Genomic DNA, 16,624 nt, shown 5'->3' on the forward strand with positions numbered 1-16,624 from the left:
GCGTCAACTCACGGTACTGAAATAATCGCGCGATTCTCCTCCATTAAAAACCGTCGCGAATTTCTCTGATGTCATGCCAGACAGCGAGACTCAATACGCTTCTATTGCGGCACGGCCTCAGCCCACAGAAATCGCTTGCTTAAAACGCCCGGCGAGCCCATCTGAGTACGAGACTGACTCTCACACCATATTTAATTCCATTTATTTCCACGTGCTCGAGGTCTTTCTTAATGCGATGGGAGCCGAGCAAGACAGTCGGATCTGAGCGAAGAAAGCGTAGCGACACGAGGCGCTCGGTTGCTTGTTGCGACCGGTCCGAGAATGGCCATCGCGCGAAACGTCACCGGCTAAAGTTGCGCGTATCAATCCTGTCCGGGCGCTGCATCCCGCGAACGCCGCGAAGCCGCTCACGCGCAGATCAATAGAGGCAGCCAGAATAAAAAGAAGGCGGGGGACCATCCCCCGCCTTCCATGATCTGCACCGCAGATTGGTTGCTACTTCCCGCCGTTACCTCCTCGCTATGCGAAACGGAAATCGAGGTTCTTCAGCATATCGAGCTTCGTGTCGTGTAGCGCAGGCGTGTCGTTCCCCGTCGCAATGCCTAAGTCATGGCCTGACAGCGCCGCACGGGACAGAACGCTCGCAAAATTGTCGAACGCGCTGTTGCTGAACTGGAGCGTGTTTTGAGCCGGCGCACCGGCGACGAAGTCATTGAGGATGCCCCGGCCGAAGTTGGCGGTAAACGCGAAGGTATCCGCGCCTCCATTGCCTACCGTGACGTCGTGGTCAGTCGTGCCGGTTAGCATGAAGCTGCGGCTCATGCCGAGGATCGTCTCGACATGACCAGTCGTGTCAACCTGCTGCGTTGCAGAGGCATGAGACCACAGGTCGGAGATTTGGAAGATCGAACGACCATCGGTCCCCGCCAATCCGGACACCGCTGCGGGATTGAACGTCGTCAGATCGCTCGGCCGATACGGAGTGTGGGAACCAGCAGTATCCGCCGTCACGCTGTAGCTGGTAGTGTTATCGCCTGCCGCCCCGCTGTCGGTCGAGGACGCCGCAGTCGTCGGTGTGGAAAGGGACGACGAAGTGGCCGTCGGAGTGGAAGGCGTGGTCGGTACCGAGCTAGGGTATGGCGTCGGATCTGTGCTGTTGTCCCATTCGACGTTGCCTGAGATAGTCGGGTTGGCGTTGGAGACTGCAACGTAGTCCCAGTAGGGCTTTTGCATATAGTTATTCGAGACGGTAACGTTTGTGGTGTCGGGCCCGTACACATAGACATCGCTGGCCGGAACACCATACTTCGGGTCTCCGAGCAGGAGGTTGTCCGTCACTGTGACGTTGCTGATCGGGCCGAAGTCGTTCTTGATGAAGATATCGGACGTATCTCGGCCGATGACAGTGTTGCGCTCGACCTGAACGTTGTTCTGTCCGCCTTGGAGGGCGATGCCGTCATAGTGCGGATCGCCAAAATTGTCGTTCAGGTCGTGAATGTAATTGCCCTTCACCACGCTCGCGCCATCCAGTAGGCGAAAGCCATTTTCGCTGTTGCTGATGTTATTGCCGATGAACGTGCCTGATCCCACAATGGCAGAATCCGTATCGTAGCTGGAGCTAGCCGTTAAGGTACAGTTCTGCACGGTTACGTTTCCGATCGCCACCGCGGCCGAAGCGTCGACCCCCCAGAATCCATAGTTCTGAATAACGCAGTTCTTGATCGTCACGTTTTCCGCCGCGACGGTCAGCGTCCCGTCGATGATCATGCCGTCAATCACCGTCCCCGGTGTGGTGATCGTCATCGGCCCTGTGTAGGCAGTGAGAGTCGTGCCAGCAGGAACGCCCGTGTTGCTCGCGTTCGGCATGCCGAACAGGGCAGGATCAATGGTGCCAGTCATGTGATTGCTCCATTACTAATTGTACAGCGGTACTCTTGAGCCAATGTTTGGCTTCGTCGGACATCTCCGCAGCCGCGAGACTCGCAACAACAGTAAAGCCAGCTCCACCCGCTGGCGTGTGATGTCCCAGAATTCCGTCAAACGAAAAGAATAAGTTCGATGACGGTTTGCAGGCGGGGGGATTACCCCCCGCCTGCAAAAATCACTCATAGGGCTCCGCCTGAACGAGATCTTGGTGAGACGATCCCAAGGCAGATCTGAGTTGCTACCCCATGTGATCAAGCCCTTCGCTACGCGAAATGGAAGTCATGGCTGTTCAGCTTGTCGAGCTGCGTGTTCTTTAGCGTGAGCGTGTCGCTCCCCGTCGCGATGACGACGTCGTGGCCTGACTGGGCCGCGTGGGAGAGAACGCTCGCAAAACTATCGAACACGCCCTTGCTGAACTCGATCGTGTCGTGGGCAGGTCCGCGGGCAGCGAAGTCCTTGATGACGTCGTGGCCGAAGTTCGACGCAAACTCGAAGGTATCCGCCCCCCTTTTGCCGACCATGATGTCATTGCCCGTGGTGCCGGTCAGCGTATTGCTGCGGCCCGTGCCGATGATCGCCTCGCCCGAGCTGGTCCCGACCACGTGGCCGGTCGCGTCGACCTGCTCCGCGTTAAAGGCGTGGGTCTTGCCCGACAGATCGGAGGTGTGGAAGCTCCACTTGCCGTTGTCGCCCGCCGTGACCGAACCAACCGAGGTCGTGCCGTCAAACAGCTTGATCTGGCTGTTGGGATCGGCAGTGCCCTTGATCGTCGCGGTGTGATCCCAGTGCGGGCGCACGTTGGTGACTTCCACCGTCGAGGTGCCGTTGCCGCCGTGCGAGCCAATTGGCGGATCGATCGGCTGCGACAAGGCGCTGGTGTTGCCGGCAGCATCGGTGGCCGAGGCGATGAACGTGTGCGACCCGGTTTTGAGGCCAGAGGTCGTCACGCTGAAGTGCCCATCGGCGCCTGTCTCCCCTGTGCCAAGCAGGGTCGTCCCCTCATAGACCTTGACGGTGCTGCCCGCCTCGGCCGTTCCGGTCACTGTCGCACGATGATGACTGGTCGCATCGCTGAGCAGAACCGGAGCATCGGGGGCAGTGGCATCCACCGTGACATCCAGCGCAGTTGATGCCTTGCTGGTGACGCCAGAGACCGTGTCCGTCGCAGTGAGACTATGCTTGCCATCGGGCAACGCGACAGTCGTGTAGTGCCAGGCTCCATTGGCGTCCGCTGTAGCGGTGCCGAGCTGGGTGGTGCCGTCAAACACTTTGATCGTGCTGTTGGCAGCCGCAGTCCCCGTCAGGGTAAGCGTCTTGTCGTTGGTGATGTGATCACCGGCAACACCGCTGTCTGTCGAGAAAGAGGCGATTTTCGGCGCGGCCGGCGCTGTGGTGCCCGTGCCCGACGTGCCCGAGCCGGAGGTGCCCGTACCCGAGGTACCCGAACCGGTGGAGCCCGACGATCCAGAACCAATGACCGGATCCACGACCGTCGACGCAGCACTGACGTTGCCCGCAACGTCAGTGGCCTTCGCCGTCAGCGCATGTGAACCGGCCGACAACGCAGACGTCGTGACGCTCCACGCGCCGCTCGAGTTGGTTGTCGCCGTCCCGACCTGCGTCGTTCCATCATACACCTTGATCGCGCTGTTGGCTTCGGCAGTCCCCGTCACCACCACCTGATTGGCAGAGTTGACGGTGTCGCTCGCGATCGTCGGTGCAGCTGGTGCCTTGGTGTCGACGGTGACAGCCACCGCAGCCGACGCCGCGCTGGTCTGGCCCGACGAATTGGTCGCGGTCGCCGTCAGGGTGTGCTTTGCGTCGGTCAGAACCTTGGTGATGTAGTCCCAGCTGCCGGTCGAAGTCGCAGTCGTCGAGCCGATCTGGGTTGAGCCGTCGTAGATCTTAACTGTGCTGCCGGCTGCAGCAGAGCCCTTGAGCTCAAGCGTGCTGTCGTTGGTAATTCCGTCCCCCGCGGCACCGCTGTCGGTCGAGAACGAGGCGATCTTCGGAGCGGAAGGCGCGGTGGCGGTCGGAGTGGAAGGCGTGGTCGGTACCGAGCTAGGGTATGGCGTCGGATCTGTGCTGTTGTCCCATTCGACGTTGCCTGAGATAGTTGGATTGGCGTTGGAGACTGCAACGTAGTCCCAGTAGGGCTTTTGCATATAGTTATTCGAGACGGTAACGTTTGTGGTGTCGGGCCCATACACATAGACATCGCTGGCCGGAACACCATACTTCGGATCTCCGAGCAGGAGGTTGTCCGTCACTGTGACGTTGCTGATCGGGCCGAAGTCGTTCTTGATGAAGATATCGGACGTATCCCGGCCGATGACAGTGTTGTGCTCGACCAGAACGTTGTTCTGTCCGCCTTGGAGGGCGATGCCGTCATAGTGCGGATCGCCAAAGTTGTCGTTCAGGTCGTGAATGTAGTTGCCCTTCACCACGCTCGCGCCATCCAGCAGGCGAAAGCCATTTTCGCCGTTGCTGATGTTGTTGCCGATGAACGTGCCTGATCCCACAATGGCAGAGTCCGTATCGTAGCTCGAGCTAGCCGTTAAGGTACAGTTCTGCACGGTCACGTTTCCGATCGCTGCCGCGGCCGAAGCGTCGATCCCCCAGAATCCGTAATTCTGAATAACGCTGTTCTTGATCGTCACGTTTTCCGCCGCGATGGTCAGCGTGCCGTCGATGATCACGCCGTCAATCACCGTCCCCGGCGTGGTGATCGTCATCGGCCCTGTGTAGGCAGTGAGAGTCGTGCCAGCAGGAACGCCCGTGTTGCTCGCGTTCGGCATGCCGAACAAGGCAGGATCAATGGTGCCAGTCATGTGAACTAGTTCTCCTTCGAATGTAGATTTAATGCCGCCGCCGCGTCACGCGCCTCGCATCTCCACCCTGTGCAAGGCCAGTTGCGTATGCCCCTTCCGCAGGGGCTTTTTTACGACCACATAGGGGCGCAGCCGCGACTTTTCGTGACGGTCAATGCTGTGGATTGTTGGCGATGAATACAGGGGTTTTGAGTTTGATTCCATTTTTGCGCACCTTATTTATTTGAGGAAGATTGAGAGCACGCGCAAAACAACAACAACAACGCCCCAACTCTGATCACGAAACGCTGGGCGCGTTCAGAATACGTGATTCCCGAACCGAGTTGGCAATTTTAGCGATACCAATCCACGAACGACGCGAACAGCCCGTTATATTCGATGAGAAGTCCACGTTTAAATACTAAAGCACCAGGCATATTTAACTCTGATCGCCGCAAGGCTCCCAACGTAGGTACGCCAAAACCAGCCGAGTTTTTAATCCAAACACATTGCGCTGGATTCTTCGCATTTCTGCCACGTTCGCATCGCCGTTCGGCGCCGATCGTACGCTGAAGGTCTTGTCAGCCCTTCGGAGAAACGACCCGAGCCCCGCTAGCCTCCAAAAATGAGCGCGGCCCGTTATCTCGGATGGATAACACACAGCCGACCGATTCACGGAAGAGCCAATGACCGTGGCCTTTCAAACACGAAGGCGGCGCATCCCTGCTGCAAACCCAAAGGTCAGCAGCGAAGGCTTCCACAAATGGAGGACCGTGTACGGCGGGCCGGAAAGGTTTCCAGTGCCAAGCGACTGAGGTGCTCGAAGAGGTGAACGCGAAGCCGAAGAAGTTGGTGGCCTACCCTCGAATCTATCGTCGAGGGACGTTGCAAAAGATGGCAACACTCCTGGCGTGAAGCCGCCGCTCAACTTCAGTCGCCGGTGAGGGCAGCGCGCGGCCAGCCCGCACAGAGCCTGGGGCCGTCCCAGTTCGGCAGTGATAGCGGAGACCGGACATGCAGCAATGTGCGCGCGGGCGCGCGACCGGCATCCTGTCGCCGCTCCGCGCGTGTTCGGCGGCGGCCAGCGTAGGTCGGAGGGCAGCGCGTCTGCGAGAGGGGAAAAGTGCCGACAGTACCAGACATCCGTAGGGGTGCACGGCGGGTGCCGCGCACACCCAAGCCGATCAGGCCCTGCCGGTCGGTGATGACGATCGTGCCACCTCACACCCGGTCACGAACCGCGGCCGCTCTCTCGCCCGGCTGAGGTAGGTGCAACGCCGGCTCCTTTCGCATCCTCTCTGGAGGTCACCATTGCGCCGGCGGTCAGATCAGGACAGTCGGTGGAGCAGCCGCGCAATTCAAGGCATCATTTTTAATTATAAAAAATGTTTCAAACCGATTTAAATTAGGTAAAATAGAATGCCTTTGGATTTTATTACCCATCACAACCGAGAGTACAGTCGACAAGCAAGGCCAATGATGAGCGATCAATTGCCCGTTTTGCAGGACGCAGTGCCAGTTCGGAGCGCTTCCCCAATGATACAGCCCCCCTCGGACTTAGGGCCGGCGATCATCATCGTGACCTACAACAGTGCGCCTGTTCTATCCGGCCTGCTGGATTCATTGCCTGCCGGACTGGAGGGGGTCAAACAATTCCAAACGATCGTGGTCGATAACGACTCGCAAGACAGCAGCGTCCACATCGCACTCACCCACCCAACACGACCCCGAGTGATTAGAATGGGCCGAAACGCGGGCTATGCCGCAGCCATAAACGCTGCAGCGGCAACCGTGAGCCCAATTACCGATCTTCTAATTCTAAATCCCGACGTCCGTCTATTTCCCGGGGGAGTTCGTTTGCTCCTCGATCGGCTGGCGGATTCGTCCGTTGGTATCGCAGTGCCGAGAATTTTCGAAGCGAATGGAGAGATCTCCTGGACGATACGCCGAGAGCCATCCGTCGGGGCGGCATGGGCGGAAGCCGTTTTAGGTGGAACATTGGCTGCCCGTCTCGGCGCGGGTGACATGGTCTGCGATCCTGCTGTGTACGATCGGGACGGCCTCATCGATTGGGCGACTGGAGCGATCCTCGCTGTTTCGGGGCGAATGCGTGCAATCGTCGGCGAGTGGGATGAATCATTCTTTCTGTACATGGAAGAGGTCGACTATATGCGAAGGGTCCGCGAATGCGGACTTTCGGTCGCGTACGTCCCAGATGCGCGAGCGATGCACATTGGAGGAGAGTATCGCGAGAACCCCCGTCTTCGGGCACTGTTGACAGCCAATCGAATTCGGTACCACCGCAGGCATCACGGTCCGATATCCACAGCCGCTCTAAGGCTAGGTATCATTCTCGGGGAAGGAATGCGCGCCCTCCGCGGGCCACCCGCGCACCGAGCCGCAGTGCGAGCAGCGCTTAGGCCGTGGGAGTGGCCGGCAGCGTACCAACCGGGCAACCAGTCGCGTCCGGCGGATCTGGCGCCAAGCTAGCAGACGGAAATTTGCCTCGTTCCTCGTGTCTCGGCGGATCAGCGCCCTGGCATCAAATGGTACTGCAGCCTGCGTCAGAACGAGCACTGCCTGTCGTGGTCACGAAGAGTGCCGCCATGTCAGGGTTGGAGGGGACACTTGCAGCTGAGTGAGGGGACACCTGATGTCGAGGCGCAATGCGCTGGCGAGGTCGACAGCGATCTCGATTACATCCAATGGCCGTCTAGGTCACGCCGCCACGACCGTACACGCCGCAAACAGCGTCTACCGATGGGGCCGGCTAATGGGCCGGCGCGGACGCTGAAGCTGAGCCGTCAAATATGCGTGAGCCCAGATTTGAGCCGTCACTGGCTGAATTCACACCCAGTGAAGTGGGGGCCAGTTGAAATCCGCTCCACGTTGCCGGATTTGCGCCACCAGCGAAGGTAGGCGAACCGGGGGTGTCGCCGGCGCGGGCGCCAATGCGAACCAAGTTGTGATCGATTCTGGCAGCCGTTGAACCATTGCCGAGCGAGATCGACGTCGCGATATTATCAACGACGATTGTACCTTTCCCGGCCGGATCGGCCAACTTGCGGCCCAAATAGATCTGCCCGCAAACTTTTCTGAAAGCGCAGTTTGCTCCATAAAGAAGCGTGTTGTGCCGAATTGTCGAATTGGAATCAGAATACCATTCGATCTGCCAGGGTCGGCCTATGGGGCCGCTGACAAAGACGTTGTCTTCGATGATGGCATTCGCAATCCGGTCAAACGCGGTCAGCACTTGCTCATTGTTTTCGAAGTAGTTGCCCTTGATATGAGGGCCTTCGGCGCCCGTGGCTCCGACAAATTGAATGGCATCGGTGTGGGGATCATTGGGACAACTGCCAACCATGATGTTTATGAATCGGTTGTTGTAAATATTGACGCCGATGCCAGCGTTAATTCCGTCCGAACAGCCGCCGATGAAATCAGAATTTTGAATGGTGACTCCGGAATGGAGATCGCCCCCATATGGCAACTGCACCCGGCCCGCAAAGCCGTTCTCGGGAATATCGCTGTTGTTGTGTGTGTTGCCGTCCAAAAGAATGTTCGAATGGACGGCGCCGTCGATAACCATCCTTGCATTCTCGACAAAATCGGAATGGCTGATGGTGATATCGTGCGGATCACTTCCGTAGATATAGCCCAGCGTTAAGGTCAGACTGTCCAAGGTGACACCGCTGGTCCCATTGCGGATTTCAAAGGCGAGCTTGGCCTCCTTCCCTGAGGCTGATCTAATCGTCACTCGCGGATTCTTCGCCACTCCGCTTAACATTAGCTTCTTATGAGTGCCCGTATTGAGACATACGGTTGAACCCGACGAAGCATTGACAACGGCTGCCGAAACGTCTTCCCCGGGGTTGACGGTCGTGTCGCACCGCGCAGCAATGCCTAGCTGCGGCTGAAAGATCGCACTCGCGACAAGAATATATAAGCCGACCTTCATCCTTCTCCCCTCCGCCGCAGCCCGGAAACCCAGGGAGCAGTCAGGTCGCCGGTAGCCGCAGTTCGGTTTCCGCTGCGTCGACCGTCGAGGTTTAGCTTTGCCCGAGCACTGCGGTGCGTATCGCGAGCCTGTAGAGGACCATGGCCGATCCAAAGAACGGTCTGTCGTTCGCTTCTAGCCGATCCCATGAATAGCTGACTCCCGTAGTGAAGCCCTCACCCCGAGACACACTCCCCAGAACGTCAACATGGACTTCCAAAAGTGAACGGTGAGGCCAGTAAACATGAACATCAAAAGAACAAGCGTGAATGCGAGACGCATCCGGTCCATATGTACATCACCGGCTCCTTCAAGACTCCGCGGATTTGAGAAGAACGCCGCGACGTTTGTCAAAAAGAACAACAAGAGCATCGGCACGCCGAACCGCAATGAAAGCACCAGCCAGATGGAATCGACCGTGTTATCCAATAACACGTCATTGAATTCATAGCCGTACCCGATCACCGGGGATTGAGCGATGTAAGTCAGCGCGACATCCCAGACCATCGCGCGATAATAGCCCGTTTGAGGATTGAACGTTAAATGCGAAAAGATCCAGTTCAACGGATGCTCAGTAACGACCAAGACCGCCAGCATCGATGCACCTAGGGTTACCCAGAAGGCGCTCCATCGCCAAGAATACCGTCCGAACAACTGGTCATATGCGAAAACAATTAGGATGATTGCAGAGGCCATTAGGGCGGCAGAGGAGAGAGACAAGAAACACCCCAGCAAACACAGGCCGGCCGCCCCGCTCCGGCCGAGGAATGTCTTCTCCCAATAGAGCAAAATTGCCGCCGTCACGGCGCAAAATACTCCGAACAATATCGGGTGATCAAAAGTCGACGACGCCCTCGCCCAACCATCTCTCAGCACAGCTTCCGCAAGAGCGATGGTCTCGTGTGGGAGCACGTTCTTACCGGAGATGCTGTCCGCAACAGCGAGAATGATTACTATGATTGTCAAGAGTTTTAACACTTGGACGAATGCGTCCAGCGCGGGGCGTCCCAAAAAATATGCGCGCGATACCAAGTAGCCGCCGAGAAAGTCGAGGGCATCACCTCCCGCTGCCGGTATTGCGCTTGGGCCAACCGAGCCGACTGCTGCGACGATCATCCAACCCGCTGTCGCGGTGGCGAGAAAATCGCACAATACAAGCCGACGACCGTTCTGAAACAATGCAAGCAGAGCGGGGACGAAGAGCAATGCCGCCGAAATTCGCCCCGGAGTGAATGTTACTCCGGGTCCTAGAGAAATCTGAAACTGTTGCGGAAGAACGATCCCCAGCAGAGCAATCCATGCAACTGCGCGGTGGACGCGAGGAACGGCAGGTGGACCAGACTGAACTCGGGTATTGCGAGGAACTCCACGTTGCACCAGCCGCCGACCAGTCGCCGGAACGCCAAGGATGCCGCCCGCGCCCGTCACAGCACGCTCCGTTTCGCCAACGAGCCCGCATCTGATGGAACAAGGCGCGTGGTGAGCCTTTGTGGCGGAAGGCTGCTTCTCATAGGATCGTCCGAGTCCCTGGCTGCCCCAAATCGATCAACCTTTAATATATATTTTATAATTCGTCACTTATTATATTTATATTTGGTAATTTGTCGAGCCGATTTAAATAAGCGACGCTGCGTGGCATCGATTTTGAGGAGAGCTCACCCAAGGAGACAGTCCTTGCGAGGCCCCATCGTAAATCGCTGGATCGGAATGCCGAGCCCAGCTATCGCGGATTTGATGAGCATCACCATAATCCGCAAAAAAAACAGATTGTCATTAAATAAAAATAAAATAGGATATTTTACAATAACTCTGCCGATTTAATGCGACAGATGCGTTCATGCTCTGGGTTTGTAAATGGCCATGATTTCGATCGTCGTCCCAGCACACAACGAGAGTTCAGTAATTGCACGAACGTTGAACCAATGGGTCAATAGACCTGGTTCCGAGGAATTGAGCATTGTCGTCGTTTGCAATGGCTGTAACGACGACACCGCGACGATCGCACGGCACTTCGGCCCCACTGTTCGCGTCATCGAGTCCGACATTGCGGGCAAAACGCACGCATTGAACGTTGGAGATCAGATTTCAAGCGGCTTTCCGCGGATTTATGTTGATGCCGATGTCGTCGTTACTCTGGAGGCAATTCGAGCGCTGGCAAAGCGCCTCGAGCGGGGCGACGTATTGGCAGTGGCACCGGCAGCCTATATCGACTTGACCGGCTGTTCGCAGCCGGTCCGTCTGTATTTCGGCATTCGCTCTCGGCTGCCCTCTTCGCGACAAGGCTTCGGGGGATCGGGTGTATATGCCTTGTCCGAAGCCGGACGAATACGTTTTGCCCAGTTTCCGAACGTTATTGCCGATGACACCTTTGTTCGCCTGCAGTTTGGACCTGAAGAACGGGAAACGCTGAGCTCGGTGAGTGCTACGGTATTTCCTCCACGCAGGATCCGGCAACTCATCGCGGTAAGGACTCGGGCCTACGCCGGAAACTTTGAATTGGCGCGCCGCTTTCCCACGCTCAGCATGAATAAAGGAGAGAGCAACAATCGGACGCTGATTGGACTATTCAAGCACAGCCGATTGTGGCCAGGACTACTGATTTATTGCTTGGTTAACATCCTCGCTCTCGGCAAAGCCATGGTTCGATCCCGTATCAGAGCTTCCGTTTGGCAGCGAGACGATACGTCTCGCCGTGCGCCGCCTACCCTTCGTCATAATCTGGGAGCTCGAGCTAACCACGCAGAACACCTTCATTAGGGGGCGGCCTTGGGCGTCCCAGGCGGTAGCAAGAAGGGCAGCTGTCCGTGATGGCGCGTTATCGGCGTCCAACAACGGCCCGCGGCGACATCCTGCTGCATCGCAACAATAGCGGGGCGAGCAGGTGTGCCCGTTCCGTCGTCGCAGCTGCACCATCCAAAACCGCGACCGCCGCCGCTACGCACACGCGACGAGGCGAAGATAATATAAATAATATCTTTAAATCCAACTGGAGTTAATTTATTTATTTTGGTAGGGTTGTGCCGATCAAAATGACTCGAGTGATCAGGTTTTAGATGAGCTGTTTCGCAGGCGATCGGATCGGCAGCACGCGGGCGTATAGCGGACACCGTAATGCTCCTCCAATACTTGAGCCCGTGCGAGTTGTCTGGCGCGGTAACATCTTACGGTTTGCCCGGGCACACGCCTCGATCCGGCAAGGCGCGAAGCGGGTGGCACGGCTTACGATCAGCCTGCTCTATTACATTGCGCTAGCATTCTGGCGATTTACCTTGCAACTGACGGGCCGTTCACCGGCCCGCAGGCTGGTCGTCATTTACTATCACGGCATACCCGACGCCTACCGATCCAAATTCGTACGCCAAATGGAGTCGATCCGGCGTGGCGCAAAGGTATTTCCGGCCTTCCACCGCGGCAGCTTGCCTGCGGGCAAGGCAAACGTCGCCATCACCTTTGATGACGCGTACGTCAGCGTTGCCGAAAACGCCTTGCCGGAGCTTGCTTCGCGTGGCTTTCATTCGACAATTTTCGTTCCGACTGCGACTTTGGGCGGGCCCCCAAGCTGGACCATGGAAGAGGGCTGCCCCGATTCCTGCGAGTTCGTGATGCCGGCTGAACAGATAGCCAAGCTGGCGTCTCCGCTCGTCACGCTCGGGGCACATTCCTGCACCCATCCCCGGCTCTCGCGTCTGACCTTGAGCGACGCTCGCGCGGAAATCGAAGGCTCGCGTATCGAGCTTCAGAATTTAACGGGACAAGACATTCGACTGTTCTCGCTTCCATACGGCGACCACAGCCCTTCAACTATCGAATTGTGCAGAGAAGCTGGATACGAGGCTGTATTCAGCACCATACCGACGTCCGTAGATACGAAGGGTCCTGGTTTTGTCAGGGGACGTGTAAAAGTCGATCCGTTCGACGGACGTCTAGAATTCTTCCTAAAGTACAACGGCGCCTATGCCTGGGCTCCGTACGTGTCTGCGTTGAAGAGGACGTTGAGAAACCACTGGCAATCTCCAGCGGCTCACCTCGGCCTGGTCGCGTCCGACAGGCAGGGGAGGAGATCATGACCCAATCGACCCGCTTGTTGACGCCCTTCGTCTGCTCACCCGATCCTGACAAACGCAAGTCTTGTGATCGGTCGAATATTTCATTCGTTGAATAGGTGGGCATTGAACAAATTGGCGGGATCAGTAAATCTTCTCCCCATCACCTCTGCGGACGTGCACGCGGTCGCGGAGTTTCTGCACGCCCACTTGAATACGCGCATCGCGAGCGCAGAGTGGGAAGCCGCGATCACTCCACCGTGGGCATGCGCCCAGCCGAACCACGGTTTCCTGCTGCGGGCAGGCGAACGGATAGTCGGCGTCCATTTGGCGTTCTATTCGGAGCGGAGGATGGAAGGCCGAACGGAGAGGTTCTGCAATCTGGCCGCCTGGTGCGTAATCGACGAGTATCGGTCGATCGGTTTGCGGTTGCTCAACGCGCTGCTTGCACAGAAAGGTTATCATTTTACTGATCTGTCACCGAGCGGAAACGTCGTGCCACTCAACAGCCGGTTGAAGTTCTTCCACCTCGACGTGGCGTCCGCCCTGCTTCCGAATCTACCATGGCCATTCTGGTCGCCGCGAGTTCGCATCATCTCCGAACCGGGGGAAATCGGGCAGATCCTGCGCGGCCGCGATCTAGATATCTATCGCGACCACGCACACGCAGCCGCCGCACGCCATGTAGTGATCGTTAAAGACGACGTGCCGTGTTACGTCATCTTCCGGAGGGTTCGACGGAAGAACCTTCCGCTGTTCGCCTCGATCTTGTACGTCAGCGACAGGGCGCTATTCAAGCGTGTCGCCAAGTACGTCTTCCGGCACCTGCTGCTTCGCCACGGGATTCCCCTTACGCTTGCCGAACTGCGCGTGGTGGGCGTCCGCCCCAGGCCGTCGATCATGCTGAGATCGCCGAGGCCCAAGATGTACCGAAGCGCGAACCTCCGCCCGGAGCAGATCGACTATCTGTACAGCGAACTCACCTGCGTGGCTTGGTGACAAGGAGCAGTTACGCTTGGAAAACGCACCGGCTGAGATGAGAACAAACTTGCATCACTTGCTCGAGCACCGCGCGGCCTCGCATGGTGAGGCGCCGGCGGTGACGTACAGGAATGTCACGCTGAGCTATGCCGAGTTGTGGCAACTGGTCTGCGGGGTGGCGGCCAAGCTTGCCGCACTCGGTCTCGAGCGAGACCAACGCGTCGCGATCTTTCTCGACAAGCGCCTCGAAACCGTTGCGGCAATTTTTGGGACCTCCGCAGCCAGCGGGGTCTTTGTGCCCATCAATCCCCTGTTGCGCCCGCACCAGGTCGCACACATTCTGGCCGATTGCGAACCGCGCTTCCTGATCACATCGCCTGAGCGACTCGAACTGCTCCGCGATGCTCTGAATGGGAATGGTTCGGTGGCGCACGTCCTGGTCGTAGACGGGGGAGCCGAAGCGGGCGCGCCGCGAACTGCGGGGCCTATTGTCCATGGCTGGCCGCAGTCCTCCAGCGATCCTGCTCCCAAACGCTGCGGCGCGATCGACCTCGATATGGCGGCAATTTTCTATACGTCTGGCAGCACAGGCAAGCCCAAGGGCGTGGTAGTCAGCCATCGAAACCTGCTTGTCGGCGCGGAGAGTGTCAGCCAATACCTGGAGAATACGTCTGACGACGTCATTCTGGCTGCACTGCCACTAAGTTTCGATGCTGGATTCAGTCAACTGACCACTGCATTCAGCGTTGGTGCGCATGTGGTGCTGATGAACTATCTTCTGCCGGGCGATGTGGTGCGCTTGTGCGCCCGGCACCGGGTCACCGGCCTCACGTGCGTACCGCCGCTGTGGATCCAGATCGCCGATCATGCATGGCCGGCTGAGGCCGCGCGGAGCATGCGGTATTTCGCAAACACCGGCGGGAAGATGCCAAAGCCCGTGCTCGACAAGCTGCGAAGCCGCTTTCCAGCGGCCAAGCCCTTCCTGATGTACGGTCTGACCGAAGCATTTCGATCCACCTATCTCGATCCCGCCGAGATCGATCGCCGGCCAGGATCTGTCGGCAAAGCCATTCCGAACGCCGAGATACTTGTAGTCCGGCCCGACGGCACCAGGTGCGCTCCAGGGGAGGAGGGCGAATTGGTTCACCGCGGCGCGCTGGTTGCGATGGGTTACTGGAAGGACCCTGAGCGCACAGCGGCGAGGTTCCGGTCGGCACCAGGCAGCGATGCTTCCTGGCGAACGCCGGAGATCGCGGTCTGGTCTGGCGACACCGTGGTCGCGGATGAGGAGGGCTTCTTGTACTTCGTCGGGCGCAAGGACGAGATGATCAAGACCTCCGGATATCGGGTGAGCCCAACAGAAATCGAGGAGGAAGCTTACGCGACCGGGATGGTCCGTGATGCGGTCGCCCTCGGAATGGATGATGCAAAGCTCGGCCAGCGCATCCTGCTCGTCGCCAGCCCCGCCGGATCGAATGGACTCGATCAGACGGAACTCATCAGCGTTATGAAACGGAGGATGCCGTTCTACATGGTGCCGTCCGCCATCGTTGTTCGAAACGAGATCCCGCGGTCGCCCAATGGCAAATTCGATCGCGCGATGCTACGGAAGGAGTTAGCATCTTGGCCATCCGACCAACCATAGCCGCTTTCGGTCAGGTCGACGGGCAACTCGCCGTCGGAGGCATCCCCCTCAAGAGGTTGGCCGAGCGGGTGGGTTGCACCCCGTTTTTCGCCTATGACCGCGCCCTGCTGACCGATCGTGTGAGGTTGCTGAGGTCGACCCTGCCGCAGCGCATCCATCTGAGTTACGCCATCAAGGCCAATCCCATGCCAGCGGTGGTGCAACATCTTTCGACGCTGGTTGACTCCTTTGACGTGGCCTCGGGGGCCGAGATGCGGACCGCTCTGGACACCCCAATGCCGGCGGCCAATGTGAGCTTTGCCGGACCCGGCAAGACCGAGGCAAGCATCGCACAAGCCGTTGCTTCGGGTGTCATCATCGAGATCGAGTCGTTCACCGAGGCTGCCCGGATCGTGCGAGCGGGCGAGCGGCTCGCAATACGCCCGAGGGTGGCGATTCGTGTGAACCCGAATTTTGAGGTTAAAGGCTCTGGTATGCGCATGGGTGGCGGGTCGCAACAGTTCGGCATCGACGCCGAGAAGGTGCCGTCCATACTCGACAAGCTCGTGGCCGCGAACGTCGAGTTTCTCGGTTTCCACGTCTTTGCCGGCTCCCAAAACCTTAGCGCTGAGATTCTCTGTGCAGCACAGCGCCGCACAGTTGAGCTGATTCTGGAACTGGCCAGGAATTCCCCGCCTATCCGCTATGTTAACCTTGGTGGCGGCTTCGGCATCCCATATTTCGACAAGGATCGGCCGCTCGAGCTACCCGCCATCGGAGCCAACCTGGCAGAGTTGCTCGAGACTCTAATCGAGCCAAACCTCCCCGGGGCACGCGTGGTGATCGAACTCGGCCGCTACATCGTCGGTGAATGCGGCGTCTACGTCACGCGGGTCGTTGATCGCAAGTTGTCCCGGGGTCGTCAGTATCTGGTGGTCGACGGTGGCCTGCACCACCAGTTGGCCGCTTCCGGCAATTTTGGCCAGGTAATCCGGCGCAACTATCCGATCGCAGTCGGCAACCGCCTTTGCGAAGCGGCGGACGAAGCCGTGACCGTGGTCGGCTGCCTGTGTACGCCGCTCGACCTCCTGGGGGACAATGTCAGCTTGCCGCACGCCGAAATCGGAGATCTGATCGTACTGTTCCAGGCGGGCGCATATGGACTCACCGCCAGCCCCACCGCCTTTTTAGGCCATGCACCACCGATCGAGGTAATTGTCTAGATGCAACAATTGGGAGCTAG

Annotated in this window: 10 protein-coding genes; 6 read left to right on the forward strand and 4 right to left on the reverse strand. The window is 58.2% G+C overall.

The window, feature by feature from the left end; translation table 11 throughout:
• Positions 1 to 519: 519 nt before the first annotated feature.
• Together BLV07_RS00470 and BLV07_RS00475 are read right to left on the reverse strand one after the other, a co-directional pair.
• Positions 520 to 1,899 carry a right-handed parallel beta-helix repeat-containing protein gene (locus BLV07_RS00470; RefSeq protein WP_244550923.1) on the reverse strand — a complete coding sequence of 460 codons (1,380 nt, stop codon included), beginning with the start codon at positions 1,897 to 1,899 and terminating at the stop codon, positions 520 to 522.
• Between the two features lie 290 nt (positions 1,900 to 2,189).
• Positions 2,190 to 4,757, reverse strand: a complete 2,568-nt coding sequence (locus tag BLV07_RS00475; protein ID WP_091878305.1) for an Ig-like domain-containing protein — start codon at positions 4,755 to 4,757, stop codon at positions 2,190 to 2,192.
• Positions 4,758 to 6,272: 1,515 nt separating this feature from the next.
• Here BLV07_RS00475 and BLV07_RS00480 point away from each other — a divergent pair.
• Positions 6,273 to 7,226: a glycosyltransferase gene (locus BLV07_RS00480; RefSeq protein WP_091880177.1), complete on the forward strand. Its 954-nt coding sequence runs from the start codon at positions 6,273 to 6,275 to the stop codon at positions 7,224 to 7,226.
• Positions 7,227 to 7,506: 280 nt separating this feature from the next.
• Here the strand turns inward: BLV07_RS00480 and BLV07_RS00485 are convergent, their stop codons facing one another.
• Positions 7,507 to 8,694, reverse strand: coding sequence for a right-handed parallel beta-helix repeat-containing protein (locus tag BLV07_RS00485; protein ID WP_143035315.1), 1,188 nt, complete (start codon positions 8,692 to 8,694; stop codon positions 7,507 to 7,509).
• 174 nt (positions 8,695 to 8,868) lie between these two features.
• Positions 8,869 to 10,161 carry an O-antigen ligase family protein gene (locus BLV07_RS00490; protein ID WP_143035316.1) on the reverse strand — a complete coding sequence of 431 codons (1,293 nt, stop codon included), beginning with the start codon at positions 10,159 to 10,161 and terminating at the stop codon, positions 8,869 to 8,871.
• Positions 10,162 to 10,587: 426 nt separating this feature from the next.
• Here BLV07_RS00490 and BLV07_RS00495 point away from each other — a divergent pair, with 426 nt between their 5' ends.
• The 5 genes from BLV07_RS00495 to BLV07_RS00515 all read left to right on the forward strand — a co-directional run bounded on the left by BLV07_RS00495 (position 10,588) and on the right by BLV07_RS00515 (position 16,604).
• Positions 10,588 to 11,490, forward strand: coding sequence for a glycosyltransferase family 2 protein (locus tag BLV07_RS00495; RefSeq protein WP_244550924.1), 903 nt, complete (start codon positions 10,588 to 10,590; stop codon positions 11,488 to 11,490).
• A gap of 452 nt (positions 11,491 to 11,942) precedes the next feature.
• Positions 11,943 to 12,800 carry a polysaccharide deacetylase family protein gene (locus BLV07_RS00500; RefSeq protein WP_176945272.1) on the forward strand — a complete coding sequence of 286 codons (858 nt, stop codon included), beginning with the start codon at positions 11,943 to 11,945 and terminating at the stop codon, positions 12,798 to 12,800.
• Between the two features lie 186 nt (positions 12,801 to 12,986).
• On the forward strand, positions 12,987 to 13,775 hold the full coding sequence (locus BLV07_RS00505) for a hypothetical protein (RefSeq protein WP_244550925.1): 789 nt from the start codon (positions 12,987 to 12,989) through the stop codon (positions 13,773 to 13,775).
• A 37-nt stretch (positions 13,776 to 13,812) separates the two neighbouring features.
• A complete protein-coding gene (locus BLV07_RS00510; RefSeq protein ID WP_091878313.1) occupies positions 13,813 to 15,402 on the forward strand; it encodes an acyl-CoA ligase (AMP-forming), exosortase A system-associated in 1,590 nt (529 codons plus the stop codon).
• Positions 15,381 to 16,604, forward strand: coding sequence for a pyridoxal-dependent decarboxylase, exosortase A system-associated (locus tag BLV07_RS00515; protein WP_091878315.1), 1,224 nt, complete (start codon positions 15,381 to 15,383; stop codon positions 16,602 to 16,604). The genes BLV07_RS00510 and BLV07_RS00515 overlap by 22 nt, the downstream gene beginning before the upstream one ends.
• Positions 16,605 to 16,624 lie beyond the last annotated feature (20 nt).

Source organism: Bradyrhizobium sp. Rc2d, from assembly GCF_900099855.1.
In the GTDB taxonomy this organism is placed as follows: domain Bacteria; phylum Pseudomonadota; class Alphaproteobacteria; order Rhizobiales; family Xanthobacteraceae; genus Bradyrhizobium.

Excerpts from the sequence above, each read along its gene's own strand:
- BLV07_RS00510 (WP_091878313.1), top strand. The coding sequence starts at position 13,813 with ATGAGAACAAACTTGCATCACTTGCTCGAGCACCGCGCGGCCTCGCAT.
- BLV07_RS00480 (WP_091880177.1), top strand. The coding sequence starts at position 6,273 with ATGATACAGCCCCCCTCGGACTTAGGGCCGGCGATCATCATCGTGACC.
- BLV07_RS00485 (WP_143035315.1), bottom strand. The coding sequence starts at position 8,694 with ATGAAGGTCGGCTTATATATTCTTGTCGCGAGTGCGATCTTTCAGCCG.
- BLV07_RS00495 (WP_244550924.1), top strand. The coding sequence starts at position 10,588 with ATGGCCATGATTTCGATCGTCGTCCCAGCACACAACGAGAGTTCAGTA.
- BLV07_RS00470 (WP_244550923.1), bottom strand. The coding sequence starts at position 1,899 with ATGACTGGCACCATTGATCCTGCCCTGTTCGGCATGCCGAACGCGAGC.
- BLV07_RS00475 (WP_091878305.1), bottom strand. The coding sequence starts at position 4,757 with ATGACTGGCACCATTGATCCTGCCTTGTTCGGCATGCCGAACGCGAGC.